Below are 23,349 nucleotides of genomic sequence, written 5' to 3'. Positions count from 1 at the left end.
AGCCTCGGTTAAGTTAGGTCCGCCTCACCCCCGTCCCCGCTTTCCTGGAGCCCTCATGCGAGCCGTCCGCCTCTCCGTCGTCACCGCCGCCGCGACCGCGGCCGCTCTGACCGCCGTCACGGGCTGCGCCGAGAAAAGCGATTCCAAGGCCGACGACGGCACCATCACCGTCGTCGCCAAGGACGACTCCTGTGAGGTCTCCAAGAAGGAGTTCCCGGCCGGCCACGTGAAGCTGGCCGTCGAGAACCGCGGCTCCAAGGTCACCGAGGTCTACGTCCTCTTCCCGGACGACCGGATCGTCACCGAGCGCGAGAACATCGGCCCCGGCACCAAGGCCACCATCACCGCCGAGGTGAAGGCCGGCGACTACGCCATCGCCTGCAAGCCCGGCATGAAGGGCGACGGCATCCGCCAGCAGGTCAAGGTCACCGGCGCCGGCCAGGCCGCCGCCAAGCGCTCCCCCGAGATGGACACGGCCGTCGCCGCCTACCGCCAGTACGTCCAGGCGCAGGCCGACGAGACCCTCCCCAAGGTGAAGGTCTTCACCGACGCCGTCCGCGCCGGTGACATCGAGGCCGCCAAGAAGGCCTACGCCGACTCCCGCATCGGCTGGGAGCGCACCGAGCCGGTCGCCGAGTCCTTCGGTGACATCGACCCCAAGGTCGACGTCCGCGAGGACGGCCTGGAGGACGGCCAGGACCCGGCGAAGGACTGGACCGGCTGGCACCGCCTGGAGAAGGCGCTCTGGCAGGACAAGAAGATCGGCGACCGCGAGAAGCAGCTCGCCGACCTCCTCGACAAGGACCTCGCGGACTGGGTGAAGCGCGTCGGCAAGGCCGAGATCACCCCGACCTCCATGGCCAACGGCGCCAAGGAGCTCCTGGACGAGGTCGCCACCGGCAAGGTCACCGGCGAGGAGGAGCGCTACTCGCACACCGACCTCGTCGACTTCAAGGCGAACGTCGAGGGCGCGCAGAAGTCCTTCGAGCTGCTCAAGCCGGTCGCCTCGAAGAACGACGCCAAGCTCGTCGCCGAACTCGACAAGCAGTTCGCCGCGCTGAACACGCTGCTCGACAAGTACCGCGCCGACAAGAGCGGCTACGCCTTCACCTCGTACGAGAAGGTCGGCAAGGCCGAGCGCAAGGAGCTCTCCGACGGCGTCAACGCGCTGGCGGAGCCGCTCTCCAAGCTCGCCGCCGCGGTCGTGAAGTAGCAGGGGGACCACTCATGAGCGACGAGACGAACACCACGGAGCAGGCCGCCGCGCCCTCCCGCCGCAAGGTCATCGGCTGGGGCGGCGCCGGGCTCGCGCTCGGTGCCGCCGCGGCCGGCGGCGCCGTGGCGCTGACCCGGGACGGCGACGGCACCGCCCCGGTCGCCGACACCGGCGGTGCCGTGCCCTTCCACGGCGCGCACCAGGCCGGCATCGCCACCGCCGTGCAGGACAGGCTGCACTTCGCCTCCTTCGACGTGAAGACGAAGGACCGCGCGGAGCTGGTCCAGCTCCTCAAGGACTGGACGCGGGCCGCCGAGCGGATGACGGCCGGCGCCGAGGTCGGCGAGGGCGCCTACGGCGGCCTGCCGGAGGCCCCGCCGGACGACACCGGCGAGGCGCTGGGCCTCAAGCCCTCCCGCCTCACCCTCACCATCGGCTTCGGCCCCTCGCTCTTCGACGAGCGTTTCGGGCTGAAGGACAAGCGGCCCGGGGCCTTGGTGGATCTGCCCAAGTTCCCGGGCGACAACCTGGACGCGGCCCGCAGCGGCGGCGACCTCTGCGTGCAGGCCTGCGCGGACGACCCGCAGGTCGCCGTGCACGCCATCCGTAACCTGGCCCGCATCGGCTTCGGCAAGGTCGCGGTGCGCTGGTCGCAGCTGGGCTTCGGCAAGACGTCCTCGACGACCCCGGACGCCCAGACCCCGCGCAACCTCTTCGGCTTCAAGGACGGCACCCGCAACATCGCGGGCACCGACACCGAGCGGCTCGCCAAGCACGTGTGGGTCTCCGGCAAGGACGCCGAGGGCGCCGCGGCCTGGATGGACGGCGGCTCGTACCTGGTCGCCCGCCGCATCCGCATGAACGTCGAGACCTGGGACCGCACCCCGCTGGCCGAGCAGGAGGACATCTTCGGCCGCGACAAGCGCGAGGGCGCCCCGGTCGGCAAGGCCAAGGAGCACGACGAGCCGTTCCTGAAGGCGATGAAGCCGGACTCCCACGTCCGGCTCGCCCACCCGGACAGCAACAACGGGGCGACGATCCTGCGCCGCGGCTACTCCTTCACCGACGGCACGGACGGTCTCGGCCGTCTGGAGGCGGGCCTGTTCTTCCTGGCGTACCAGAAGGACGTCCGCACCGGCTTCATCCCGGTGCAGACCTCGCTGGCCAAGTCCGACGTGCTCAACGAGTACACACAGCACGTGGGTTCGGCGCTCTTCGCCGTCCCGCCGGGCGTCCGTGACAAGGACGACTGGTGGGGCCGGGCGCTGTTCTCGTGATCGAGGAGGGGAACCGAGGTGCTCGGTAACTATCTGATCGGCCTGCGCGAAGGCCTCGAAGCCAGCCTGGTCGTCTGCATCCTCATCGCCTATCTGGTGAAGACGGGACGCCGTGACGCGCTGAAGCCGGTCTGGATCGGCATCGGTGTGGCCGTCGGCGTGGCCCTGGCCTTCGGCGCCGGCCTGGAGTTCGGCTCGCAGGAGCTGACCTTCGAGGCACAGGAGCTGCTCGGCGGCTCGCTGTCCATCGTGGCGGTGGTCCTGGTGACCTGGATGGTCTTCTGGATGCGGCGGACGGCCCGGCACCTCAAGGCCGAGCTGCACGGCAAGCTGGACGCCGCCCTGCGGATGGGCACGGGCGCGCTGGTCGCCACCGCGTTCCTCGCGGTGGGCCGGGAGGGCCTGGAGACGGCGCTGTTCGTGTGGGCCTCGGTGCGTGCCTCATCGGACGGCACGTACGCGCCTCTGACCGGCGTCCTCCTCGGTCTGCTGACGGCGGTGCTGCTCGGCTGGCTGTTCTACCGGGGCGCGCTGAAGATCAACCTGGCGAAGTTCTTCACCTGGACCGGCGGCATGCTGGTCGTGGTGGCGGCGGGCGTCCTCGCGTACGGCGTGCACGACCTCCAGGAGGCGCGCTTCCTCGGCGGCCTCGCGGACAAGGCCTTCGACGTCTCGGCGACCATCCCGCCGGACAGCTGGTACGGCACGGTCCTCAAGGGCGTCTTCAACTTCCAGCCGGATCCGACGGTCCTTCAGGTCACGGTGTGGGCGCTGTATCTGATCCCGACGCTCGCGCTGTTCCTGGCCCCGATAGGGTCGGGTGCGTCCGTGCGGGTGAAGAAGCAGAAGGCGACCGATGACAAGGCTGAGGCTGCGGCGAGCGCCGAGACGGCCGGTTGAGCGACTGACGGCAGGATCGCCGGGCCGGCCGGCGCGACCGCTCGAACGCGGGACGCGCCGACCGGTCCGGCTGTTCGCGGCGACGGCGGCGGCGACCGTCCTGTCGCTGACCGCGAGCGGCTGTGTGACCGTGCACGGCGAGACGGCGCTGCTGCCGCCGGCGACGAAGGCCGAGGCGGCGCAGGCCCTCGCGGACTTCACGGCCGCCTACAACCGGGCCGACAAGGCGTACGACCCGGCGCTCGACGCGGGCCGGGTCACCGGTCCGCTCGGCGAGATCAACCAGGCCGGCCTGCGCGCCCGGTCGATCAACACGCCCGGCGGGAACAAGAACCACAGGCCGCTCGAGCTGACGGACGCGCGTTTCGTGCTGCCCAGGAAGGCCGGCTGGCCGCGCTGGTTCGTCGCGGACACCGACACCAACCGGGACGTCGACCAGGGCGCCGGCGACCAGCGCTGGCTGCTGGTCTTCGTGCGCAACGGGCCGCAGCAGCTGTGGGAGGTCGCCTACCTCGGCATCCTCGGCGCCTCGGAGGTGCCCGAGTTCGCCGAGGAGGCCGGATACGCGGTGCCGGTCCCGTCGGACGGTGACGCGCTCGCGGTCGCCCCCCGGGACCTGGGCAAGCGGTACGTCTCCTATCTGAAGGACGGGCAGGGCCCGTTCGCGCCGGGCGCGCACACCACCGAGTGGCGGGCGCAGCGGGAGAAGACGGCCAAGCGGCCGGGGCTCGCCACCCAGTACCTCGACAAGACCACCGACCAGGGCGACTTCGCGCCGCTCGGGCTGCGGACGCGGGACGGCGGCGCGCTCGTCTTCTTCGCCACCCGGTACTTCGAGCGGCAGACGACGGCGAAGGGCTACCGGCCCAAGGTCGGTCCTGACGTCAAGGCGCTGCTGACCGGCGAGATCAAGAACACGGTCACCCGCGAGTGGGTGTCGAGCCAGGCGGTCCTGGTGAAGCCGGCGGGCGCGGACCGCGACGCCGTCACGGTCGCGAGCCGGCTCCAGGGCGTGGTGGGCGCGGAAGGCTCGTAGGGCCCTTGGGGCCCTTGGGGCCCGTCTTCCGGGGCGGGCCGGATCGGGGCGCGGGGCCTCAGCGGGTCAGGGGCCAGGCGATCTCGTGGGCGGTGTGCTCGCCATCGCCGTCCGCCTCGCGCTCGGCGGCGTGGCGCGCGCAGGCGTCCTGGAGGGTCTCCAGGAGGTTCAGCGGGTCGGGCAGCGGGTGCTCGGGGCCGCGGACCCAGGCGACGACGGGATGGTCGTCCTCGTCGCCGGGGAGGCGGGCGGGCGGTACGAGGACGTAGCTGCCGCGGCAGTGCCAGCGCAGCCCCGGGTGTTCGTCCATCGTCTCCGGGTGGCAGTCGAGCTCACACGGCCACCACTCGTCCTCGTCCTCGGGGGTGCCGCGGGTGGCGGTGAAGAAGAGCATGCGCCCGCCGACCGTGTCGACGTCGGCGGACTCGGCGACGGGCCCGACCTCGACGCCCTCGGCGAGGAGGCGGTCGAGGGCGGCGCGGCCGGCGGCCAGCGGCACGTCGAGGACGTCGTGGACCATGCCGGTGGCGGTGACGAAGTTGGCCTTGGGCTCGTTCCTGGCCCAGCGCTCGATCTGGGCGCGGTCGGTGGTCGACTGCGTCTGCCAGGCGAAGGAGACGGGGTGGCGGGCCGGGGTCGGACAGCCGATCCGCTCACAGGAACAGCTGTAGCCGACGGGGTACGCGGCGGGGGCGAGGGGCAGTCCGGCGGCGGCGACGGCCAGGAGCAGCTTCTCGCGGTCGTTCCCGTCGTCGGCCGCCGCGCGTTTGGGGCGCCTGCGCAGCCACTGTGCGAGTTTGCTCTCCGTGCCGCGGTAGCGGCCGATGCCGTCGCCCATCTATCCCCTCACACCTCATGCTCGCCCGTTCGGCTCTGCCCATGGTCCCACCATCCTGCGCCCCGGGTGACCGGAGTGCGGAACCGGGGTCGGCCCGAGGCGCCCGACGGCGGTCAGTTCCTCGGCGCGAGGCCGCGCAGGGCGAGGTCGACGAGGGCGTCGGCGTAGGCGTGGGTGAGCGGCAGGGTGCGGTGGAGCCAGCGGTGGTGGAGGGGTCCGACGAGGAGTTCGACGGCGAGGCGGGGGTCGGCGTCGGGGTCGGCCTGGCCCGCCGCCTGGGCGGCCTCGATGCGGCGGACGTAGTACTGGAGCTGGGGTTCGAGCAGGGCTTCGGTGAAGCGGGCGCCGAGTTCGGGGTCGACGATCCCCTCGGCGGCGAGGGCGCGGGTGGGGGCGTCGAAGGCGGGGTCGTTCATCTCGTCGACGGTGGCGCGCAGCACGTACCGGAGGTCGGCGGCGAGGTCGCCGGTGTCGGGGATCTCACTGTCGGCGTCACCACCAAGGGCCTCGTTGGCGCGGGCCGCGAGGTCGAGGAAGGCGTCGAGGAGTACGGCCGCCTTGGAGGGCCACCAGCGGTAGATGGTCTGCTTGCCGACTCCGGCGCGGGCGGCGATGCCTTCGATGGTGGTCTTCGCGTAGCCGGTCTCGGAGACGAGGGCGAGGGCGGCGTCGAAGATGGCGCGGCGGGAGCGCTCGCTGCGGCGGGAGGCGTCGGGGGCGGCTTTGGCGGGCCTGGTCTCGGACATGGGCCCAATCTAGCAGCGAACGAGACGAGACGTCTCGCCATGGGTCGTATGAGATGACGGCGCCGAACCACCCGAACGGTCCACTGCGCGAAGGCCGCCGAGAGCGGACCATGGGGTCCACCGATCTTCGGTTCTTCCGTCCACCCGTCCGTGAGGAGCCCTCATTGCGCCCCACTCCGCGCACGTCCTCGCCCCGCCGTTATCTGATGTGCCCACCCGCGCACTTCACGGTGACGTACTCCATCAACCCCTGGATGGACCCCACCAAACCGGTCGACCTGCCGCTCGCCCTCGCCCAGTGGGAGGACCTGCGCGACCGCTACCGGGCGCTCGGCCACACTGTGGAGCTCCTGCGGCCCGACCCGGCGCTGCCGGACATGGTCTTCGCGGCGAACGGCGCCACCGTCGTCGACGGCCGGGTCCTGGGCGCCAAGTTCGCCCACCCGGAGCGGGCGCCCGAGGCCGACGCGCACCTGTCCTGGTTCCGCAGGAACGGTTGGGCGGACGACGCCGTGCGGGTGCCCGAGCACGTGAACGAGGGCGAGGGCGACTTCGCCGTCACCGCCTCCTGGATCCTCGCCGGACGCGGCTTCCGCTCCAGCCCGCTCTCCCACGACGAGGCGCAGGAGTTCTTCGGCCGCCCGGTGATCGGCCTGGAGCTGGTGGACCCGCGCTACTACCACCTGGACACCGCGCTCTGCGTCCTCGACGACACCCGCGACGAGATCATGTACTTCCCGGAGGCCTTCTCCCCCGGCAGCCGCGCGGTCCTCGCCCGGCTGTTCCCCGACGCGCTCGTCGCCACCGCCGAGGACGCGGCGGCCCTCGGGCTCAACGCGGTCAGCGACGGCCTGCACGTCCTCCTGCCGCAGGCGGCGGTCGGCCTCTTCGACCCGCTGCGCCGCCGCGGCTTCGAACCCCTCGGCATGGACCTCGGCGAACTCCTCAAGGGCGGCGGCAGCGTGAAGTGCTGCACCCAGGAGCTGCGCCCCTAGACCTCCGGGTCTAGTCGTCGAGCTCCGGCGGCCAGGAGTCGCCCCAGTCCGCGTCACGGGCCTGCTTGTACAGGGGCCCGTGCCGCTTGGTGACGTTCTCCCTGGCCAGCCCGTCGGGGCCGCAGAGGTCGAGCTGGACCAGGCCCTTGCGGATCTGCGGCCTGCGGATGACGCGGGAGACCGTGGGGGTCACCGGGAACCTGGTCGCGGCGACGTAGCTGTACTTCTCGTCCTCGTACGGCAGCGAGCCGCCCTTCACCCGCCGGTGCAGCGAGGAGCGGCTGACCCGGGCCGCGAAGTGGCACCAGTCCGTGCCCGGCTCGATCGGGCAGGCCCCGCTGTGCGGGCAGGGCGCGGCGACGGTGAAGCCGGCCTCGACGAGCAGGGTGCGGGCGGCGATGATCCGCTCGTAGCCGTCGGGGGTGCCGGGCTCGACGATCACGACCGCCTGCCCGACCCGCGCCGCCTCCGTCACCAGCGCCGTCCGGTCGGCCTCGGTCAGCTCCTTGAGGACGTACGAGACGGTGACGAGGTCCGCGGCGGCGAGGCTCAGCGCGGCGCCGATCCGCTCGCGCCGCCACTCGGCGTCCAGCACCCCGGCGGCCAGTTCCCGGCCGAGCGCGAGGGCGGGCTCGGCCCAGTCGAGCACGGTGGTGCGCGGCGGCTCCTGCCCCCACGCCTCGGCGACGGCCCAGCCCGCCGCGCCGGTGCCGCCGCCCACGTCGGTGTGCGTGCGGGGTGCCCAGTCGGGCGCCGCGTCCCGGAGGGCGTACAGGGCGCCCCGTACCGCCTCGAAGGTCGCCGGCATCCGGTACGCGGCGTACGCGGCGACGTCGGAGCGGTCGCGGAGCACGGGGGCGTCCGTCGGGGTGGTCCCCCGGTAGTTGGCGATCAGCCGCTCGACGGCCTTGGCGGCCTGGCTGGGCGGCAGCCCGTCGAGGAGCCCGGCGAGGGCGGCGCGCAGGGACTCGGCGGAGGCAGGTGAGGCGTTCACCGAGACAGTCTAGGCGGCGGGGCCGGGCGCCCTTTCCGCCCCGCCGGGGCCTTCAGAGCTCGCCGCGGGTGGACTGCCAGGGGCGGCACAGGCCGAGGAAGACGGCGAGGGCGAGCAGGGCGCAGGCGACCTGGACGACGGCCATGGGGACGGCGGTGTGCTCGCCCGCGATGCCGACGAGGGGGGAGGCGACGGCGCCGACGAGGAAGGAGGTGGTGCCGAGGAGCGCGGAGGCCGATCCGGCGGCGTGCGGAGTGCGGGTCAGGGCGAGGGCGTTGGTGTTCGGCAGGGCGACGCCCATCGCGGACATCAGGACGAAGAGGGCGGCGGCGATCGGGAAGAGGCCGACCTCGCCGAAGACGCCGGTGGTCATGAGGAGCAGCGCGAGGGAGGCGAGGAGGATCGTCCCGAGGCCCCAGCCGAGCACCTTGTCGAGGCGGACGCGGCCGACGAGGAGCTTGCCGTTGACCTGGCCGAGGGCGACGAGGCCGACCGAGTTGACGCCGAAGAGCAGGCTGAAGGTCTGCGGGGAGGCGCCGTAGATCTCCTGGACGACGAACGGCGAGGCCGAGATGTACGCGAAGAGCGCGGCGAAGCCGAAGCCGCCGGCCAGCATGTAGCCGGCGAAGACCCGGTCGGCGAGGAGGCCGCGCATGGTGCGCAGGGCCGCGCCGACGCCGCCGTGGTGGCGGCGCTCGGGCGGCAGCGTCTCGTCGAGGAACCGCCAGACGACGAAGGTGAGCAGGACGCCGATGACGGTGAGGACGTGGAAGACGCCCCGCCAGTCGGTGATCCGCAGGATCTGGCCGCCGATGAGCGGGGCGACGATCGGCGCGGCGCCGGAGACCAGCATGAGGGTGGAGAAGAAGCGGGCCATCTCGACGCCGTCGTAGAGGTCGCGGACGACGGCGCGGGCGATGACGATGCCGGCGGCGCCGGCGAGGCCCTGGAGCAGCCGGGCGCCGATGAGGAGTTCGGCGGTGGGCACGAGGGCGCAGGCGGCGGTGGCGAGGACGTAGACGACCATGCCGGCGAGCAGCGGGCGGCGGCGTCCCCACTTGTCGCTCATGGGGCCGACGACGAGCTGGCCGAGGGCCATGCCGGCGAGGCAGGCGGTGAGGGTGAGCTGGACGGTGGCGGCGGGGGCGTGGAGCGAGCCGGTGACCTCCGGCAGCGCCGGCAGGTACATGTCCATGGAGAGCGGGGGCAGGGCGGTGAGCCCGCCCAGGACGAGCACGATCAGCAGCCCGGTGCGCCGGGCGGCGGTCACCACGGGGGCTGTTGCGGTTATGTGCCCTTGTGTTGTCTTCTGGCCGCTCTCGGGCATCGACTGCTCCATTTCGTTTGAAACCTTGCCTATGCTCTCAGCTCGATCGGCATGGTCGAGACCTCAGTAGAACGGATGGGCGAACATGGAGAGAACGGTGCGCTGGGGAATCCTGGCGACGGGCGGGATAGCCGAACGCTTCACCACGGACCTGCTGACGCTCGACGGGGTCGAGGTCGTCGCGGTCGCCTCCCGCACGGAGGCCTCCGCCAAGGCCTTCGCGGACCGCTTCGGGATCCCGCGGGCGTACGGGGAATGGGCCGGGCTCTTCGCCGACGCGGACGTCGACGTGGTGTACGTGGCCAACCCGCACGCCGCCCACCGCGCCGCGGCCGGCCTGGCCCTGGAGGCCGGCAAGGCGGTGCTGTGCGAGAAGTCCCTCACGCTCAACGCCCAGGAGGCCGGGGAACTGGTCGGCCTCGCCCGGGACCGCGGCCTCTTCCTCATGGAGGCCATGTGGATGTACTGCAACCCGCTGATCCGCCGGCTCGTCCAGCTGGTCCGCGGCGGCGCGATCGGCGAGGTCCGCACCGTCCAGGCCGACTTCGGGCTCGTGGGCCCCTTCGACGCCGGCCACCGGCTGCTCGACCCTGCCGTCGGCGGCGGCGCCCTCCTCGACCTCGGGGTCTACCCGGTGTCGTTCGCGCACCTGCTGCTCGGCGAGCCCTCCTCCGTACAGGCACACGCGCTGCTCTCCCCCGAGGGCGTCGACCTGAACACGGGCATGCTGCTCGGCTGGGACTCGGGCGCCTCCGCGCTGCTGTCCTGCTCGCTCGTCGCCGACACCCCGCTCACCGCGTCCGTGACGGGCACCCTCGGCCGCATCGACGTCCCGCGCGGCTTCTTCTACCCCGAGCGGTTCACCCTGCACCGCCACGGCGCCGAGCCGGAGGAGTACGTCAACGACGACCACCCGCACTCGCTGCGACACGAGGCCGAGGAGGTCATGCGCTGTCTGCGGGCGGGCGCCACCGAGTCCCCCCTCGTCCCCCTCGACGGCTCGCTCGCCGTGATGCGGACGCTCGACGCGGTACGGGAGCGCGTCGGCGTCCGCTATCCCTCGGAGGTCGCCGCCATACGGGCGTGAGCCCCGGGTTGCCCGCCTCCGTGACACAGCAGGCGGCGGTGGTGACGGGAACGCCCGGCCGGGTCACGTACGGGACCGTACGGAAGTCGGCGCGGGCGCCCGAAGCGCAGCCGCCGGTACAGCCTCATGTCGGGCCCCTCGGGCAGCTGGGGGCGGCGATGGGGGTCCCCCTGCTCGAGCGAAGCCGAGAGCCGGCGGCGGCCGCGGCGCCGGCCGCCGGCAGCTGGGTCGCGAAGGCGAGCGCGGCGGCCGCGCCGGTGACGCCGTCCGTCATTCGCTGCCTTGTCGAGTACAGAACATCCACGTGTCGGACGGATGAGTTCACGGTGCACACGTCTCGCGTACGCTGCGCGCCCATGAGCATCGCAGTGGTGACGGGAGCGGGATCGGGCATCGGCCGGAGCGTGGCGCTGGCGCTCGCGGAAGCCGGCTGGTCGGTGGCCCTCGCGGGCCGCCGCGCGGACGCCCTCGCGGAGACGGCCGCGGCCGTCCCGGGCGGCGACTTCCTGACCGTCCCGACGGACGTGACCTCCCCCGAGCAGGTCGCCGCCCTCTTCGCGGCCGTACGCGACCACTACGGCCGCGTCGACCTGCTCTTCAACAACGCCGGCACCTTCGCCGGCGGCGGCGTCCCCGTCGAGGACCTCGACCCCGACACCTGGCGCGCCGTCGTCGACGTCAACCTCACCGGCGCCTTCCTCTGCGCCCAGGCCGCCTTCCGCGCCATGAAGGACCAGACCCCGCAGGGCGGCCGCATCATCAACAACGGCTCCATCTCCGCCCATGTGCCGCGCCCGCACTCCATCGCGTACACGGCGACGAAGCACGCGATGACCGGCCTCACCAAGTCCCTCTCCCTCGACGGCCGCCCCTACCGCATCGCCTGCGGCCAGCTCGACATCGGCAACGCGGCGACCGAGATGACCGCCCGCATGCAGACCGGCATCCTCCAGGCGAACGGTGAGCTCGCGGCCGAGCCGGTGATGGACGCGGCCGACGTGGCGGCGACCGTGGTGCACATGGCGGCCCTGCCCCTGGAGGCGAACGTCCAGTTCGCCACGGTCATGGCCACCGCGATGCCGTACATCGGCCGGGGGTAGCACCCCCGGCCCGTGCGCGGGGGACTACGCCTGCCCGGTCTCGAAGCGGCTGATCTTCCCGCCGTCGACGGTGAACTGCCACTTGGTGCGCATCTCGCCCCAGGTGTCGTTGCGGTAGCGGGCGACGAGCACCCGCCCGTCGCCCTTCTCGGACTCGATCTCCATGTGCCCCCGCGAGGAGAACACCTCCTTCTCCGTCCAGGCCTCCAGGTCGCGCTCCGACCCGTCGTCGGACATCGTCGCGCCCGGCGCGAGCGTCGCCCGGAAGGCCTCCTGGTCGTTGGCGTTGAGGGCCGTGACGAAGTCACGCACGGCGGGGTCGCTGAGCTGGTTCACGGGAATCGTCATGCCCCACCCGTACACCCGACCTCCCCCGCCGCCCGTACGCCCGGGCCGCGAGGTCCCCCCGACAGCCGTTCCGGACCCCCGCCGGCCGCGCCCTGACGACTTCTCAGCGCCACCCGGCGTACCGCCCGCGTGTTCCCTCGCCGCGTCCCCTCCCGGCCCGGCACTATCGCTCCACCCACAGGAACCACCCAGGAGGAGTCATGTCGGACATCGGCGCGGTCGTCAGGCTGTACGCGAAGGGGGCCCCGGTCGGGGTCGAGGACGGAGCCCTCGTCGGCTTCCTCACCGACCGGGCCCGGGCCGCCGAATGGCTGGTCACCCGCGAGACCGACGGCTTCCGGTTCACCGCGAAGGGCACCGACGACACCATCGCCTCGGCCGGCGCCGACCGCGCCCCCGCCCTCGTCCGCCCCGACGCCTCCCCCGCGTCCGTCTGGCGGATCCAGCGCGTCGACGACACCGGCACCACCACCCTCACCTCGCTCGCCGAGCTCCGCACCGGCACCCACCTCATCGACCAGCACGGCCTCGCCCTCGGCCGCGACCTCTTCGAGGACCGCTCCCTCCGCCCCAAGCGCGTCTTCGTCCGCACCGACGACCGCGACCCGCAGTGGACGATCGAGGTCCTCGACTGAGCGCACCCCCGCGAACACCCTGTCCGAATGCCGCCAGCACCCCGGGGCACGCGCGCGCGAGGCTGACCGCATGAACACGGACACGCTCACGTACACCGCGCTCCCCATCGCCGCCGGCACCCTCGCCCTGCTGCGCCTCGCCGACGACGCCGGCCGGGCACCGGAGCCGTACACCGTCACCGACGGCGGCGACCCGCTCCGCTGCTGCCTGCGTCCCTCCGTCCCCGGCGACCGGATCGCCCTCGTCTCGTACGCGCCCCTGCGCCGCTGGGCCGCCGCCACCGGCGCCGACCCGGGCGCCTACGACGAACAGGGCCCCGTCTTCATCCACGCCGACGACTGCGGCGGCCCCACCCCCTCGGCGACCTACCCCTTCGCCCGCGCCGGAGCCCTCCGCACCGTCCGCCGCTACGACTCCGCCGGCCACATCGCCGGCGGCCGCCTCCTCGCCCTCCCCGACGCCTCCCCCGACACCGTCGACCAGGCCTTCACCGACGCCTTCACCGAAGCCTTCGCCGACCCCACCGTCGCCCTCGTCCACGTCCGCGCCCTCGAATACGGCTGCTTCATGTTCGAAGTCCGCCGCCCCCGCCCCTGACCACGGCACACGAAAGGGCCCCCGCCGGGAAATCCCGGGCGGGGGCCCTTTTCGTGAAGGGGGCAGACGAGTCGGGCTGTACGCCGGGTTCTGTGCCCCGGGACCTCGCGGTCGTCGGGGCGACGGCCATCCATCTAGGGCCGGCGTTGCCGCCGGCCTCGTGCGGTCTACCCGCGGACTCGGGCGAGCAGCCCTCGAACATCCGCGCAGGGACACCGGGGTGTCCCCTCTTGACCTTGCTCCGAGTGGGGTTTACCTAGCCGCCTGAGTCACCTCAGGCGCTGGTGGTCTCTTACACCACCGTTTCACCCTTACCGAGGGCCGAAGCTCCCGGCGGTCTGTTTTCTGTGGCACTGTCCCGCGGGTCACCCCGGGTGGCCGTTAGCCACCACCCTGCTCTGTGGAGCCCGGACGTTCCTCGGGGGGATCCGGGGATCCCCACGCGGCCGTCCGCCCGGCTCGTCTGCCGTGCCGACCATGCTACCCGCAGGGGGGCGGGTGCTTGACCTTGCCGTGGCGTCAGGGTTTCTACTGGGCGGCATGCGTATCGGCGAGATCGCCGCGCTGGTCGGGGTGACCCCCAGGGCCGTGCGGTACTACCACCAGTCGGGGCTGCTGCCCGAGCCCGCGCGGCGGGCGAACGGATACCGGGAGTACGGGGTCCGGGACGCCGTGCTGCTCGCGCGGATCCGGCGGCTGACCGAGCTGGGGCTCGGGCTCGACGAGGTGCGCGGGGTGCTGGCGGACGACGAGGGGAGGGGGCTCGTGGAGGTCCTGGAGGAGCTGAACGAGGATCTGGCGCGGCAGGAGGCCGTGATCAGGGAGCGGCGGGAGCGGCTCGCGGTGCTGCTCGCGGAGGCGCGGGCCGGGCGGCTGCCTGCCGAGGGGCCGGTGTCGCCGGAGCTGGCGGCGCTGCTGGCGGGCGTGGGCGAGGTGCCGGGTTCGCCGATGGCGGCGAAGGACCGGGAGATCCTGGCGCTGCTCGACGTGGTGGTGCCCGAGGAGGAACGGGCGCGGCTGATGGAGCTGATGCGCGGGGCGGCGGACAGCGCGCCCGAGCTGTACGGGCTCCTCGACGCGCTGGCCGACGCGGCGCCGGACGACCCCCGGGTGGACGGGGCGGCCCGCGCCCTGGCCGCCGTCCTGCCGGACGGGATCGCCGTGGAGCTGCCTCCGGCGGGGTCCGGCGGCCTCGCCGACACCTTCTTCGCGGACCTCGCCCCGGCCCAGTCGGCGGCCGTACGCCTGGCGGTCCGCCTCGTCGGAGAACGAGCCGGAGAACGAGTCGCGGAGCGACGGGAGGGCGGCCGATGAGCCGTGGCGACGGCTCCCGCCCGCGCCCGCTGCGGCTGCTCCGGCTCGTCGCGTACGTGGCGCTGCCCGCCGAGCTGGTCCTCGCCGTCCTGCTCGTCGGCGGGATACGGATACCCGGGGCCGTGTGGGCCCTCGCCGAGGTGCTGATGGCCGTCCTCCTGACGGCCGAGGGCCTGGCCTACCGGGGGCTGCGGCGGCGCGGGCTGTCCCGCCGCGAGGCCGTGGCGGAGCTGGTGCCCGAGCCGGTGCTGCGGCTGGTCGGGCACGAGCTGCGGCTGATGGCGAGCCTCGGGCGCTGGGTCGCCCGGCGGCCGCAGGGGGTGGCGGGCGCGGACGGGGTGTTCCCGCACGCGCGGGACCAGGCGGCGCTGATGTACGGCTTCGCGTTCGTGTGTCTGGTCGAGACGGCCGGCATGTCGTATCTGCTCGCCGAGTGGCCGGTGGTGCACGCGGTCGTGCTCGTCCTCGACGTCTACACGGTGCTGTTCGTCCTCGGGCTGCACGCCGCGTCGGCGACCCGCCCGCACACCCTCACCGGGGACGTCCTGCGGGTCCGGCAGGCCGCGCACGTCGACGTACGGGTCCCGCTCGACCGGATCGCGGCCGTCCGGCAGGAGCTGTGCTTCTCGCACGAGAAGAAGGACGGCGAGCTGAACCTGGCCGTCGGCTCTCAGACCTCCCTGACGGTCGAGCTGACCGAGCCGGTCGACGCGCCCCGGCTGCTCGGCGCGCCCCGGCCCGTACGGCTGATCCGGCTGCACGCGGACGACCCGAAGGCGCTGTACGGGGCGCTCACGCGGGCGCGAACAGCACTTTCGCCGCTCCAGGGTCCGCCTCCGACAGCCTGACCCGCAGCCACTCGCCCAGGGGCAGGCGGGAGGTGCCGCCCTCGATGCGGGCGACGACGGCCGGGTCGTCCAGGTGGACGGTGCCGACGGCGGGTTCGCGTTCCTTGACGTCGATCACGTACGCGTCGAAGACCTCGCCGATCCGCTCGCGCAGCAGGGCCGCCTCGACGATGTCGACGCTCTCGCGTTCGACGGTGTTGGCGCGGCGCGACCCGGCGGCCATCTCGTCGGGCAGGGCGGGCAGGGCGGCCCGTACCCACTCGGGCGGCTCGTCGCCCGCGACCGCCGCCACGCACAGCTCGCCCGCGTACCGGTCGACGAGCCGGCGCAGCGGGGCGGTGCAGTGGGTGTACTCGTCGGCGACGGCGGCGTGCACGGCCGGGGTGGGGACGTGGCCGTCGGTGAAGACGGTGTACCCGGCGCCGCGCAGCAGGGTGGTGCACTCCTGGAGGAAGGCGGCGTGGCGCGGGTTGGTGGGGTCGGCGGAGCGGACCACGTCCGCGTACGAGACGTGGTGCGGCCAGTCGACGCCGAGGGCGTGCGCGGAGCGGCGGAGCCGGGCGACGGCGCCGTCGGGGGCGGTGGGCAGGGTGCGCAGGATGCCGGTGCCCGCCGCGGTCATGAGGTCGGCGGCCGCCATGCCGGTGAGCAGCGAGATCTGGGCGTTCCAGGCGTCCGCGGGCAGCGGGGCCCGGTAGGCGAGCGAGTAGGTGTGGCCGGTCTCGACGATCTCCTGCTCGGGGACGTTGAGGGAGATGCCGCCGCGCTCGGCTTCGAGGGCCTCGCGGAGCCGCCCGATGTCCCGGAGGAGCGCGACGGGCTCCTCGGCCGTGCCGTCGTCGATCCGCCGCTGGACGGTGTCGTAGTCGAGCTTGGCGCGGCTGCGGACGAGCGCCCGCCGGACGTCGGTGGCGACCCGGCGGCCCTGGGCGTCGAGGTCGATGCGCCAGAGGAGGGCGGGGCGCGGTTCGCCTGGCAGGAGGCTCGCGGCGCCCTCGGAGAGCACGGCCGGGTGCAGCGGGACCTTGCCGTCGGGGAAGTACAGGGTGAGCACCCTGCGGTGGGCCTCCGCGTCGAGCGCGGAGCCCGGGGCGACGAACGCGGCGACGTCGGCGATGGCGTAGTGGACCCGGTAGCCGCCGTCGGCCCTGCGGGCCAGGTGCATGGCCTGGTCGAGGTCGGTGGAGGTCGGCGGGTCGACCGTGAAGAAGGGGATGTCGGTCGCGTCGTACGAGGGGAGGCGGGGGTTCTTCGCGGCCGCCTCGGCCTCGGCGAGCACCGCCGGCGGGAAGGCCTCCGGGACGGCGAGCTCGGTACGGAGTGCGCGCAGGGCGGCCCGGAGCGGAGCCTCGGCTGCGCCGGTCACGTGGATGTGGCGGCGGGGCATGGACCGAGCGTATGGCCCGGGGTGAGGCCCGGCACGTCGGGGGAGCGGGGGGCACGGGCGGGGCCCGGCACCTCGTAGGCTGGACGGCCGGGGCCGCACCCCCACCCCGTACGGACGAAGGAGAACCACCGTGCTCGTGCTGTTGCCGCCCTCCGAAGGCAAGGCCTCCTCGGGGCGCGGGGCGCCGCTCAAGCCGGAGTCGCTGTCCCTGCCGGGGCTCGCCGGGGCGCGCGCGGCCGTCCTGGACGAGCTGGTCGACCTGTGCGCCGCCGACGAGGAGAAGGCCCGCGAGGTCCTCGGCCTCAGCGAGGGCCTGCGCGGCGAGGTCGCCAAGAACGTCGAGCTGCGGACGGCCGGCGCGCGGCCGGCCGGCGAGATCTACACCGGCGTCCTCTACGACGCCCTGGGTCTGGCGACCCTGGACGCGCCGGCGGCGCGCCGGGCCGGCCGTTCCCTGCTGGTGTTCTCGGGTCTGTGGGGCGCGGTGAAGGTCACCGACCGCATCCCCTCCTACCGCTGCTCGATGGGCGTCAAGCTGCCCGGCCTCGGCGCGCTGGGCGCGCACTGGCGGGGCGCGATGGCGTCCGTCCTGCCCGAGGCCGCCGGTGACGGCCTCGTCCTCGACCTGCGCTCCTCGGCGTACGCCTCGGCCTGGAAGCCCAAGGGCGAGGTCGCGGCCCGGACGGCCACCGTGCGCGTGCTGCACGCGCCGACCCGCAAGGTCGTCAGTCACTTCAACAAGGCGACCAAGGGCCGGATCGTCCGCAGCCTCCTGGAGGCGGGCGCCGAGCCCGGTTCGCCGGCGGAGCTGACGGAGGCGCTGCGGGATCTGGGGTACGTGGTGGAGGCCGGTGCGAAGGCGGGGGCGCTCGACGTCCTGGTGGACGAGATCCACTGAGGCCGCCCGCTCTCGTTGCATCCTGCGCAACGCTCGTTGCGGGTTCTGCTCGTCCTGGACAGGATGAGACGCATGAGGCCCATGACGAGCGTGTTCGCCCTTGAAGCCCCCGTCGTCCCCGTCGTCGTGATCGAGGACGCCGCCGACGCCGTGCCGCTCGCACGCGCCCTGGTGGCGGGCGGGCTGCCGCTGATCGAGGTCACGCTGCGGACGCCGGCCGCGCTCGACGCCGTGCGGGCCATCGCGGCCGAGGTGCCGGAGGCGGTCGTCGGCGCGGGCACGGTCGTCTCGGCGGCCGGGGTCGCGGACGCGGTGGGCGCGGGAGCGCGGTTCCTGGTGAGCCCCGGGTGGACCGAGCGGCTGCTCGGGGCGATGCGGGAGTCGGGCGTACCGTTCCTGCCGGGCGTCTCGACGGCCTCGGAGGTCGTGGCCCTCCTGGAGCACGGCGTGCGGGACATGAAGTTCTTCCCGGCCGAGGCCGCGGGCGGAGTGCCGTACCTCACGTCCCTGGCGGGCCCGCTCCCCCAGGCCCGCTTCTGCCCCACCGGCGGCATCTCCCTCGCCTCCGCCCCCGCCTACCTCTCCCTGCCGAACGTCGGCTGCGTCGGCGGTACGTGGATGCTCCCGCCCGACGCCCTCGCCGCCCGCGACTGGGCCCGCGTGGAGACCCTCGCGCGCGGGGCGGCGGCGCTGGGCGCCCCCAGCGCCCCGCGAGGTCCGCGCGATCACACGGTCGCAGGTTCGAACCGGACGCCGACGTGGTCGGTCACCGGGCGGTAGCCGAGGCGCTGGTAGAGGGCGTTGCTGGTGGGGTTGGCCAGGTCGGTGAAGAGGAGCACCTGCGCGGTGCCGGCGTCGACCGCGGCCCGGGTGACGGCGGCGGTGGCCCCGGCCGCGTAGCCCAGTCGGCGCTCGGCGGGCGGAGTGTAGACGAGGTGGACGCGGGCCTGGCCCCCGATCGTCCGGGAGACGGCCGCCATCGAGACCGGCCGCCCGTCGGGCGCCTCCCAGAGGTGCAGCCGCCCCTCGGTGATCCGCTCGGTGACGAAGCCCGTGTAGTCCTCGGCGGGCTCGTCCCCGATCGCCGCCGCGAACTCCTTCGTCCACCCGGCGACGAGCGGCACGTCCGCCTCGGTCGCGACCCTGCCCCGCCCGCCCGGCGCCGGGTCAGGCGGGATCGGCTCGCCGAGCCGGAAGAGCCGCATCCGCCCGGTGACGGCCCACGGCCGCCCGCTCGCCTTCGCGTACGCCTCCACCGCCGCCGTCTCGCCGCGCACCGTCGCCGGCCGCTCCCCGGCGGGCAGGGCGAGGGGCAGGGCGCGGGCCGCCTCCTCGGTGGTCGCGCCGAGGTCGATGCCCGCGGCCGGCGTGTACGCGAGGACGCCGGTGACCCGGCCGTCCGGCTCCGCCCACCAGCCGAGCCGTTCCGCCCGGTCCATCAGGGTCAGCACGGCGGTGTTGCGCGCGGGCTCGGCGGCCAGGTGCCGCGCGGCGGCGGCCCGGAACTCGGCGGGGTCCTCGGTGAGATGCCAGGTCATGACGGGATGGTGGTACGGGGCCGGGGCCCCGCGCCACCCGTTTGTCCGCGCCCGGCGGCTCAGCCCCGCAGGTGGGAGGTGTCGTTGAGGAGCCGTACGGACGCGTTGCCGTCGGCGTAGTAGGCCACGGCGGAGATCGACGCCGCCGAGAGCTCCATCCGGAACAGCGACTCCGGCGGGGCGCCCAGCGCGAGCCGCACCAGGGTCTTGATCGGCGTGACGTGGGTGACGAGGAGGACGGTCCGTCCCGCGTACTCCGCCGCCAGCCGGTCCCGGGTCGCCGCGACCCGCCGCGCCACGGTCGCGAAGCTCTCGCCCCCGCCGGTCGGCGCCGCCTTCGCCGACCCCAGCCAGGCGTCGAGGTCCGCCGCGTACTTCTCCCGCACCTCTCCGAACGTCAGCCCCTCCCAGGCGCCGAAGTCCGTCTCCCGCAGCCCCTGCTCGACGCGCACGTCCAGCCCGAGCCGTGCGGCCACGGCGGCGGCGGTCTGCCGGCAGCGGGTGAGCGGCGAGGTGACGATCTCCTGGATCGTGCCGCGCGCGGCCAGCGCCTCGGCGACCGCCTCGGCCTGCCGCAGCCCGGCCGCCGACAGCTCGGGGTCGCTTCCTCCGCTCCCCGAGAACCGCTTCTCCGGCGTCAGCGCGGTCTCCCCGTGCCGCAGCAGCACGAACGTCGCCGGCGCGCCCATGTCGGGCCCGGCCCAGCCCTGGCGGGGGGCTGCGGCCCGCGCGGGCGCGGCGGCGCTCGGCGGGGCCTCGTGGCCCTGGTGGGTCAGGGCAGCCGCCGCGGCCTCGAAGTCGCCGGAGGCCACCGAGGAGGCGACGGCCTCGTCGGCGGCGAAGAGGCCGTCGTCGTGGCCGTCGTCCGGCGCGGTCGGGCGCGATGTGGCGCCCGGCCAGGCGCCGGACCCCGTGGCGGAAGGGGCCGAGGTGGCCGCCGTGGTGCCCGCCGACGGGCCCGCGAGGGCCGCTCGGGCGCGGGCGGCGCCGGCCGTGGCGTCGCCGGGCGGGCCGGCGGGCGGCGGGGTCGCGGCGTTGCGGGCGGCGGAGGCGTCGAGGCCGGCGGTCGAGGCGGAGGGCGACCACTGGCGGCCGTGCTTGCCGGCGTCCATGGCCTCGTTGGCGAGGCGGTCGGCGTGCTTGTTGCGCTCGCGGGGGATCCACTCGTAGCGGACCCGGCCGGCCGGGAAGACGCGACCGGCCTCGGCCGCGAGCGGCTTCATGTCCGGGTGCTTGATCTTCCAGCGGCCGGACATCTGCTCGACGACCAGCTTGGAGTCCATGCGGACGTGGATCGTGGCGTCCGGGAACAGCTCCCGGGCCGCCTTGAGGCCCGCGACCAGGCCTTTGTACTCGGCGACGTTGTTCGTCGCCACGCCGATGTACTCGGCCGCCTCCGCGAGCGTCTCGCCGGTGACCGGGTCGAGGACCACGGCACCGTACCCGGCGGGCCCCGGGTTGCCCCGGGAACCTCCGTCCGCCTCGACGATCAGCTCACGCGAAGACGCAGAAGACGTCATTACAGACCGGACTCCGAGGTGCGGACGAGGATGCGGCTGCAGTTCTCGCAGCGGACGACCTTGTCGGGCGCGGCGGCGCGGATCTCGTTCACCTCGGTGATGTCGAGCTCCAGGCGGCAGCCCTCGCAGCGGCGCTGCTGGAGCCGGGCCGCGCCGACGCCGCCCTGCTTCTCGCGCAGGCGGTCGTACAGCTTGAGCAGGTCCTCGGGGATGGCGCCGGCGACGAGCTCGCGCTCCTTGCCGACGGTCGCGGACTCGGCGTCCAGCTCGGCCTGGGCGGCGTCGCGGCGCGCGGTGGCGTCGTCGACCTTGGCCTGCACGGCGGAGACCCGCTCGGTGAGCTCGGTGACGCGCTCCTGGAGGGACTCGCGGCGCTCCATGACCTCGAGCACGATCTCCTCCAGGTCGCCCTGGCGCTTGGCGAGGGAGACGATCTCGCGCTGGAGGTTCTCCAGGTCCTTCGGGGAGGAGACGGCGCCGGAGTCGAGCCGCTGCTGGTCGCGGGCGGCGCGCTGGCGGACCTGGTCGACGTCCTGCTCGGCCTTGGTCTGCTCGCGGGCGCAGTCGCTCTCCTCGGTCTGCGCGGCGACGAGCAGGTCGCGCAGCTGGGTGAGGTCCTTGGTCAGCGACTCGATCTCGGCGTGCTCGGGCAGCGAGCGGCGCTTGTGGGCGAGCTGCTGGAGTCGCACGTCCAGGGCCTGGACGTCGAGAAGGCGGATCTGGTCGGCGGGCGCGGCGTTCAGTTGGGGGCTCCAGGGGAGGTGTAGTCGGAAGGGGCGCGCGAAGCGCTCTCCGGAAGGGCGACGGCGGGGACGAGGTGGGCGGACCAGGGGTCGGTGACCGTCTTCGAGACGTGGACGCGGAGGTCCCAGCCGTGGCGGTCGGAAATCTCGTCGAGCTGGGCGGCGGCCTGTTCGCACCAGGGCCATTCGGTCGCCCAGTGGGCGGCGTCGATCAGGCCGATCGGGGCCTGCTGGGTGGCCTCGGAGACCGGGTGGTGGCGGAGGTCGGAGGTGAGGAAGGCGTCCACGCCTGCGGCTCGTACGGCGCCGAAGAGGCTGTCGCCCGAGCCGCCGCTGACGGCGACCCGGCGCAGGATCATGTCGGGGTCGCCGGCGACCCGGATGCCCTGCGCGGTGGCGGGCAGCCGCTTGGCGGCGCGGGCGGCGAACTCGGCGAGGGTCTCGGGGTGGTCGAGCTCGCAGATCCGGCCCAGGTTGTTCTCGGGCACGAGGGGCCCGGTGACGCGGAGGTCGAGCGCGCCGGCGAGGGCGTCGGAGACGCCGGGCTCGGCGGTGTCGGCGTTGGTGTGCGCGACGTGGAGGGCGATGTCGTGCTTGATCAGGCTGTGCACGACGCGGCCCTTGAAGTGGCCGGCGGCGACCGTCGTCGTCCCGCGCAGGTAGAGCGGGTGGTGGGTGACGATCAGGTCGGCGCCGAGGGCGATCGCCTCGTCGGCGATCTCCTGGACCGGGTCGACGGCGAAGAGCACGCGGCCGATCTCGGCGTCGGGGTCGCCGCAGACGGTGCCGACGGCGTCCCAGGATTCGGCTCGCTCTGGTGGCCAGAGGGCGTCGAGCTCGGCGATGACTTCAGACAGACGGGGCACGGAGGAAAGGCTACCTGGCTCCCGCGCCCCGTCGTCCTGGCCTGTGGACGACCCCGCGCTACTTGACCAGGTCGGCGCGCAGGTCGTCGAGGACGCTGTTCGCCGCGGTCACGCCGAGGCCGAGGTACCAGGTCTCGTCCGGGACGTCCTTGGCCTGGCCGGACTTGACGGCCTTGAGGTTCTTCCAGAGCGGGTTGCCCTGGGCGGCGTCCTTCTTGGTGGCCTTGGCGTCGCCGTACACGCCGGTGAAGATCCAGTCGGCGTCGGCCTCGTCGATCTTCTCGGGGCTGATCTCGGCCGCGAGCTCGTTCACCTGCTGGTTCTTCGGCCGGGGCAGGCCGGTGTCCTCCAGGATCGTGCCGATGAAGGAGGCCTTGGCGTACAGCCGGATCTTGCCCGGGAGGTAGCGGACCATGGAGATGGTCGGCTTGTCCGGGCCGATGTCCTTGCCGAGCTGCTCGGCCTTGGTCTCGTAGGCGGCGAGCTTCGCCTTCGCCTCGGCGGTCTTGTCGAGCGCGGCGGCGTTGAGGAGGTAGTTCTCCTTCCAGGTGAAGCCCGGACGGATGGAGAACACGGTCGGCGCGATCTTCGACAGCTCGTCGTACTTGTCGGCGGCGCGGAGCTGGCTGCCGAGGATGAGGTCGGGCTGGAGGTTGGCGATGGCCTCCAGGTTGAGGTTGTTGATGGTGCCGATGGACTTCGGGGTGCCGGCGTCCTTGGCGAGGTAGCCGGGGATGCCGTCGTCGCCCTCGGAGGGGGCGTAGCCGACGGGCTTGATGCCGAGGGAGACGACGTTGTCGAGCTCGCCGACGTCGAGGACGACGACCCGCTTGGGGGCGGCCTTGAGCTCGGTCTTGCCGAGGGCGTGGGTGAGGGTGCGCGGGAACTGGCCCGGCTTGGCGTCGGTGCCCATGGCCGCGGTCTTCGCGGCGGCGTCGCCGAAGTCCTTGCCGCCGGTGGCGACGTCCTTCTTCTTCGCCGCGTCCGGCTTGGCGGATGCGGAGCTCGTACCGGCGTTGTCGTCGCCTCCTCCGCAGGCCGCGAGCGAGAGCGCGGCGGCGAGGGCGACGGCGGCGGCGGTGCCGCGGCGGCGGAGGGACATGAGAAGGCTCCTGTACGGGTCGTCCTGGCGGGGACC

General features: G+C 73.7%; 24 protein-coding genes and 1 other RNA gene. 13 read left to right on the top strand and 12 right to left on the bottom strand.

Going from position 1 to position 23,349, the window contains the following annotated elements; genetic code table 11:
- Nucleotides 1-55 precede the first annotated feature (55 nt).
- The 4 genes from efeO to ACZ7G1_RS27345 are packed head-to-tail and all read left to right on the top strand — an operon-like array spanning nt 56 to nt 4,429.
- Entirely contained in the window at nt 56-1,213 is a 1,158-nt protein-coding gene (efeO, locus tag ACZ7G1_RS27360) for an iron uptake system protein EfeO (RefSeq protein WP_470879496.1), read from the top strand.
- A gap of 14 nt (nt 1,214-1,227) precedes the next feature.
- Nucleotides 1,228-2,493, top strand: a complete 1,266-nt coding sequence (gene efeB / locus ACZ7G1_RS27355; RefSeq protein WP_470879495.1) for an iron uptake transporter deferrochelatase/peroxidase subunit — start codon at nt 1,228-1,230, stop codon at nt 2,491-2,493.
- Nucleotides 2,494-2,511: 18 nt separating this feature from the next.
- A complete protein-coding gene (gene efeU / locus ACZ7G1_RS27350; protein WP_470879494.1) occupies nt 2,512-3,393 on the top strand; it encodes an iron uptake transporter permease EfeU in 882 nt (293 codons plus the stop codon).
- Nucleotides 3,350-4,429, top strand: coding sequence for an SCO2278 family lipoprotein (locus ACZ7G1_RS27345; RefSeq protein ID WP_470879492.1), 1,080 nt, complete (start codon nt 3,350-3,352; stop codon nt 4,427-4,429). The genes efeU and ACZ7G1_RS27345 overlap by 44 nt, the downstream gene beginning before the upstream one ends.
- 58 nt (nt 4,430-4,487) lie before the next feature.
- On the opposite strand, the gene ACZ7G1_RS27340 is transcribed toward ACZ7G1_RS27345, so the two are convergent.
- On the bottom strand, nt 4,488-5,267 hold the full coding sequence (locus ACZ7G1_RS27340) for a bifunctional DNA primase/polymerase (protein WP_470879490.1): 780 nt from the start codon (nt 5,265-5,267) through the stop codon (nt 4,488-4,490).
- 113 nt (nt 5,268-5,380) lie between these two features.
- Nucleotides 5,381-6,013 carry a TetR/AcrR family transcriptional regulator gene (locus ACZ7G1_RS27335; RefSeq protein ID WP_470879488.1) on the bottom strand — a complete coding sequence of 211 codons (633 nt, stop codon included), beginning with the start codon at nt 6,011-6,013 and terminating at the stop codon, nt 5,381-5,383.
- A 164-nt stretch (nt 6,014-6,177) separates the two neighbouring features.
- Between ACZ7G1_RS27335 and ddaH the strand changes: the two genes are divergently transcribed.
- Nucleotides 6,178-7,008, top strand: coding sequence for a dimethylargininase (ddaH, locus tag ACZ7G1_RS27330; RefSeq protein WP_470879486.1), 831 nt, complete (start codon nt 6,178-6,180; stop codon nt 7,006-7,008).
- 10 nt (nt 7,009-7,018) lie between these two features.
- On the opposite strand, the gene ACZ7G1_RS27325 is transcribed toward ddaH, so the two are convergent.
- Together ACZ7G1_RS27325 and ACZ7G1_RS27320 are read right to left on the bottom strand one after the other, a co-directional pair.
- Complete coding sequence (locus ACZ7G1_RS27325; RefSeq protein WP_470879483.1) at nt 7,019-8,002, bottom strand: small ribosomal subunit Rsm22 family protein; 984 nt, start codon at nt 8,000-8,002, stop codon at nt 7,019-7,021.
- Between the two features lie 52 nt (nt 8,003-8,054).
- Nucleotides 8,055-9,329 (bottom strand): Bcr/CflA family multidrug efflux MFS transporter, encoded by a 1,275-nt coding sequence (locus ACZ7G1_RS27320; RefSeq protein ID WP_470879517.1) that lies wholly within the window; start codon nt 9,327-9,329, stop codon nt 8,055-8,057.
- Between the two features lie 85 nt (nt 9,330-9,414).
- Here ACZ7G1_RS27320 and ACZ7G1_RS27315 point away from each other — a divergent pair, with 85 nt between their 5' ends.
- A complete protein-coding gene (locus ACZ7G1_RS27315; RefSeq protein ID WP_470879482.1) occupies nt 9,415-10,416 on the top strand; it encodes a Gfo/Idh/MocA family protein in 1,002 nt (333 codons plus the stop codon).
- Nucleotides 10,417-10,772: 356 nt separating this feature from the next.
- Nucleotides 10,773-11,516: an SDR family oxidoreductase gene (locus tag ACZ7G1_RS27310; protein ID WP_470879480.1), complete on the top strand. Its 744-nt coding sequence runs from the start codon at nt 10,773-10,775 to the stop codon at nt 11,514-11,516.
- A 24-nt stretch (nt 11,517-11,540) separates the two neighbouring features.
- On the opposite strand, the gene ACZ7G1_RS27305 is transcribed toward ACZ7G1_RS27310, so the two are convergent.
- Nucleotides 11,541-11,864, bottom strand: coding sequence for a nuclear transport factor 2 family protein (locus ACZ7G1_RS27305; RefSeq protein ID WP_470879478.1), 324 nt, complete (start codon nt 11,862-11,864; stop codon nt 11,541-11,543).
- Between the two features lie 200 nt (nt 11,865-12,064).
- On the opposite strand from ACZ7G1_RS27305, the gene ACZ7G1_RS27300 reads away from it, so the two are divergent.
- The gene (locus tag ACZ7G1_RS27300) at nt 12,065-12,499 is read left to right on the top strand and encodes a hypothetical protein (protein WP_470879477.1); all 435 of its coding nucleotides are present in this window, start codon (nt 12,065-12,067) and stop codon (nt 12,497-12,499) included.
- Between the two features lie 70 nt (nt 12,500-12,569).
- On the top strand, nt 12,570-13,097 hold the full coding sequence (locus ACZ7G1_RS27295) for a DUF1203 domain-containing protein (protein ID WP_470879475.1): 528 nt from the start codon (nt 12,570-12,572) through the stop codon (nt 13,095-13,097).
- A 63-nt stretch (nt 13,098-13,160) separates the two neighbouring features.
- Here the strand turns inward: ACZ7G1_RS27295 and rnpB are convergent.
- Nucleotides 13,161-13,559, bottom strand: an RNA gene (gene rnpB / locus ACZ7G1_RS27290) — RNase P RNA component class A.
- Nucleotides 13,560-13,637: 78 nt separating this feature from the next.
- Between rnpB and ACZ7G1_RS27285 the strand changes: the two genes are divergently transcribed.
- A complete protein-coding gene (locus tag ACZ7G1_RS27285) occupies nt 13,638-14,411 on the top strand; it encodes a MerR family transcriptional regulator (RefSeq protein ID WP_470879473.1) in 774 nt (257 codons plus the stop codon).
- Nucleotides 14,408-15,259 (top strand): hypothetical protein, encoded by an 852-nt coding sequence (locus tag ACZ7G1_RS27280; RefSeq protein ID WP_470879471.1) that lies wholly within the window; start codon nt 14,408-14,410, stop codon nt 15,257-15,259. The genes ACZ7G1_RS27285 and ACZ7G1_RS27280 overlap by 4 nt, the downstream gene beginning before the upstream one ends.
- Here the strand turns inward: ACZ7G1_RS27280 and ACZ7G1_RS27275 are convergent.
- Nucleotides 15,204-16,646: an RNB domain-containing ribonuclease gene (locus ACZ7G1_RS27275; protein WP_470879469.1), complete on the bottom strand. Its 1,443-nt coding sequence runs from the start codon at nt 16,644-16,646 to the stop codon at nt 15,204-15,206. The two genes, ACZ7G1_RS27280 and ACZ7G1_RS27275, sit on opposite strands and share 56 nt — an antisense overlap.
- Before the next feature lie 130 nt (nt 16,647-16,776).
- Between ACZ7G1_RS27275 and yaaA the strand changes: the two genes are divergently transcribed.
- Both yaaA and eda read left to right on the top strand, forming a co-directional pair.
- Nucleotides 16,777-17,544: a peroxide stress protein YaaA gene (gene yaaA, locus ACZ7G1_RS27270; RefSeq protein ID WP_470879467.1), complete on the top strand. Its 768-nt coding sequence runs from the start codon at nt 16,777-16,779 to the stop codon at nt 17,542-17,544.
- Between the two features lie 81 nt (nt 17,545-17,625).
- Nucleotides 17,626-18,324 carry a bifunctional 4-hydroxy-2-oxoglutarate aldolase/2-dehydro-3-deoxy-phosphogluconate aldolase gene (gene eda / locus ACZ7G1_RS27265; RefSeq protein WP_470879516.1) on the top strand — a complete coding sequence of 233 codons (699 nt, stop codon included), beginning with the start codon at nt 17,626-17,628 and terminating at the stop codon, nt 18,322-18,324.
- Here eda and ACZ7G1_RS27260 read toward each other — a convergent pair.
- The 5 genes from ACZ7G1_RS27260 to ACZ7G1_RS27240 are packed head-to-tail and all read right to left on the bottom strand — an operon-like array spanning nt 18,270 to nt 23,313.
- On the bottom strand, nt 18,270-19,082 hold the full coding sequence (locus ACZ7G1_RS27260) for a GNAT family N-acetyltransferase (RefSeq protein ID WP_470879465.1): 813 nt from the start codon (nt 19,080-19,082) through the stop codon (nt 18,270-18,272). The two genes, eda and ACZ7G1_RS27260, sit on opposite strands and share 55 nt — an antisense overlap.
- A 59-nt stretch (nt 19,083-19,141) precedes the next feature.
- Nucleotides 19,142-20,602, bottom strand: a complete 1,461-nt coding sequence (locus ACZ7G1_RS27255; protein WP_470879463.1) for a bifunctional RNase H/acid phosphatase — start codon at nt 20,600-20,602, stop codon at nt 19,142-19,144.
- Complete coding sequence (locus ACZ7G1_RS27250; protein ID WP_470879515.1) at nt 20,602-21,345, bottom strand: zinc ribbon domain-containing protein; 744 nt, start codon at nt 21,343-21,345, stop codon at nt 20,602-20,604. The genes ACZ7G1_RS27255 and ACZ7G1_RS27250 overlap by 1 nt, the downstream gene beginning before the upstream one ends.
- Entirely contained in the window at nt 21,342-22,211 is an 870-nt protein-coding gene (locus ACZ7G1_RS27245; protein WP_470879462.1) for a Nif3-like dinuclear metal center hexameric protein, read from the bottom strand. The genes ACZ7G1_RS27250 and ACZ7G1_RS27245 overlap by 4 nt, the downstream gene beginning before the upstream one ends.
- Before the next feature lie 58 nt (nt 22,212-22,269).
- Complete coding sequence (locus ACZ7G1_RS27240) at nt 22,270-23,313, bottom strand: ABC transporter substrate-binding protein (RefSeq protein ID WP_470879460.1); 1,044 nt, start codon at nt 23,311-23,313, stop codon at nt 22,270-22,272.
- Nucleotides 23,314-23,349 lie beyond the last annotated feature (36 nt).

The sequence above is a fragment of the Streptomyces sp. NPDC037273 genome (genome assembly GCF_055603625.1).
Note: the sequence above shows the minus strand (reverse complement) of the source record. Positions and strands in the feature narration are given on the sequence as shown.

What these genes read in the sequence shown, in the direction of transcription:
- efeO (WP_470879496.1), top strand. Translation starts at nt 56, where the DNA reads ATGCGAGCCGTCCGCCTCTCCGTCGTCACCGCCGCCGCGACCGCGGCC.
- efeB (WP_470879495.1), top strand. Translation starts at nt 1,228, where the DNA reads ATGAGCGACGAGACGAACACCACGGAGCAGGCCGCCGCGCCCTCCCGC.
- ACZ7G1_RS27345 (WP_470879492.1), top strand. Translation starts at nt 3,350, where the DNA reads ATGACAAGGCTGAGGCTGCGGCGAGCGCCGAGACGGCCGGTTGAGCGA.
- ACZ7G1_RS27340 (WP_470879490.1), bottom strand. Translation starts at nt 5,267, where the DNA reads ATGGGCGACGGCATCGGCCGCTACCGCGGCACGGAGAGCAAACTCGCA.
- ACZ7G1_RS27335 (WP_470879488.1), bottom strand. Translation starts at nt 6,013, where the DNA reads ATGTCCGAGACCAGGCCCGCCAAAGCCGCCCCCGACGCCTCCCGCCGC.
- ACZ7G1_RS27320 (WP_470879517.1), bottom strand. Translation starts at nt 9,329, where the DNA reads ATGCCCGAGAGCGGCCAGAAGACAACACAAGGGCACATAACCGCAACA.
- ACZ7G1_RS27315 (WP_470879482.1), top strand. Translation starts at nt 9,415, where the DNA reads ATGGAGAGAACGGTGCGCTGGGGAATCCTGGCGACGGGCGGGATAGCC.
- ACZ7G1_RS27310 (WP_470879480.1), top strand. Translation starts at nt 10,773, where the DNA reads ATGAGCATCGCAGTGGTGACGGGAGCGGGATCGGGCATCGGCCGGAGC.
- ACZ7G1_RS27305 (WP_470879478.1), bottom strand. Translation starts at nt 11,864, where the DNA reads ATGACGATTCCCGTGAACCAGCTCAGCGACCCCGCCGTGCGTGACTTC.
- ACZ7G1_RS27300 (WP_470879477.1), top strand. Translation starts at nt 12,065, where the DNA reads ATGTCGGACATCGGCGCGGTCGTCAGGCTGTACGCGAAGGGGGCCCCG.
- ACZ7G1_RS27295 (WP_470879475.1), top strand. Translation starts at nt 12,570, where the DNA reads ATGAACACGGACACGCTCACGTACACCGCGCTCCCCATCGCCGCCGGC.
- ACZ7G1_RS27285 (WP_470879473.1), top strand. Translation starts at nt 13,638, where the DNA reads ATGCGTATCGGCGAGATCGCCGCGCTGGTCGGGGTGACCCCCAGGGCC.
- ACZ7G1_RS27280 (WP_470879471.1), top strand. Translation starts at nt 14,408, where the DNA reads ATGAGCCGTGGCGACGGCTCCCGCCCGCGCCCGCTGCGGCTGCTCCGG.
- ACZ7G1_RS27275 (WP_470879469.1), bottom strand. Translation starts at nt 16,646, where the DNA reads ATGCCCCGCCGCCACATCCACGTGACCGGCGCAGCCGAGGCTCCGCTC.
- eda (WP_470879516.1), top strand. Translation starts at nt 17,626, where the DNA reads ATGACGAGCGTGTTCGCCCTTGAAGCCCCCGTCGTCCCCGTCGTCGTG.
- ACZ7G1_RS27260 (WP_470879465.1), bottom strand. Translation starts at nt 19,082, where the DNA reads ATGACCTGGCATCTCACCGAGGACCCCGCCGAGTTCCGGGCCGCCGCC.
- ACZ7G1_RS27255 (WP_470879463.1), bottom strand. Translation starts at nt 20,602, where the DNA reads ATGACGTCTTCTGCGTCTTCGCGTGAGCTGATCGTCGAGGCGGACGGA.
- ACZ7G1_RS27240 (WP_470879460.1), bottom strand. Translation starts at nt 23,313, where the DNA reads ATGTCCCTCCGCCGCCGCGGCACCGCCGCCGCCGTCGCCCTCGCCGCC.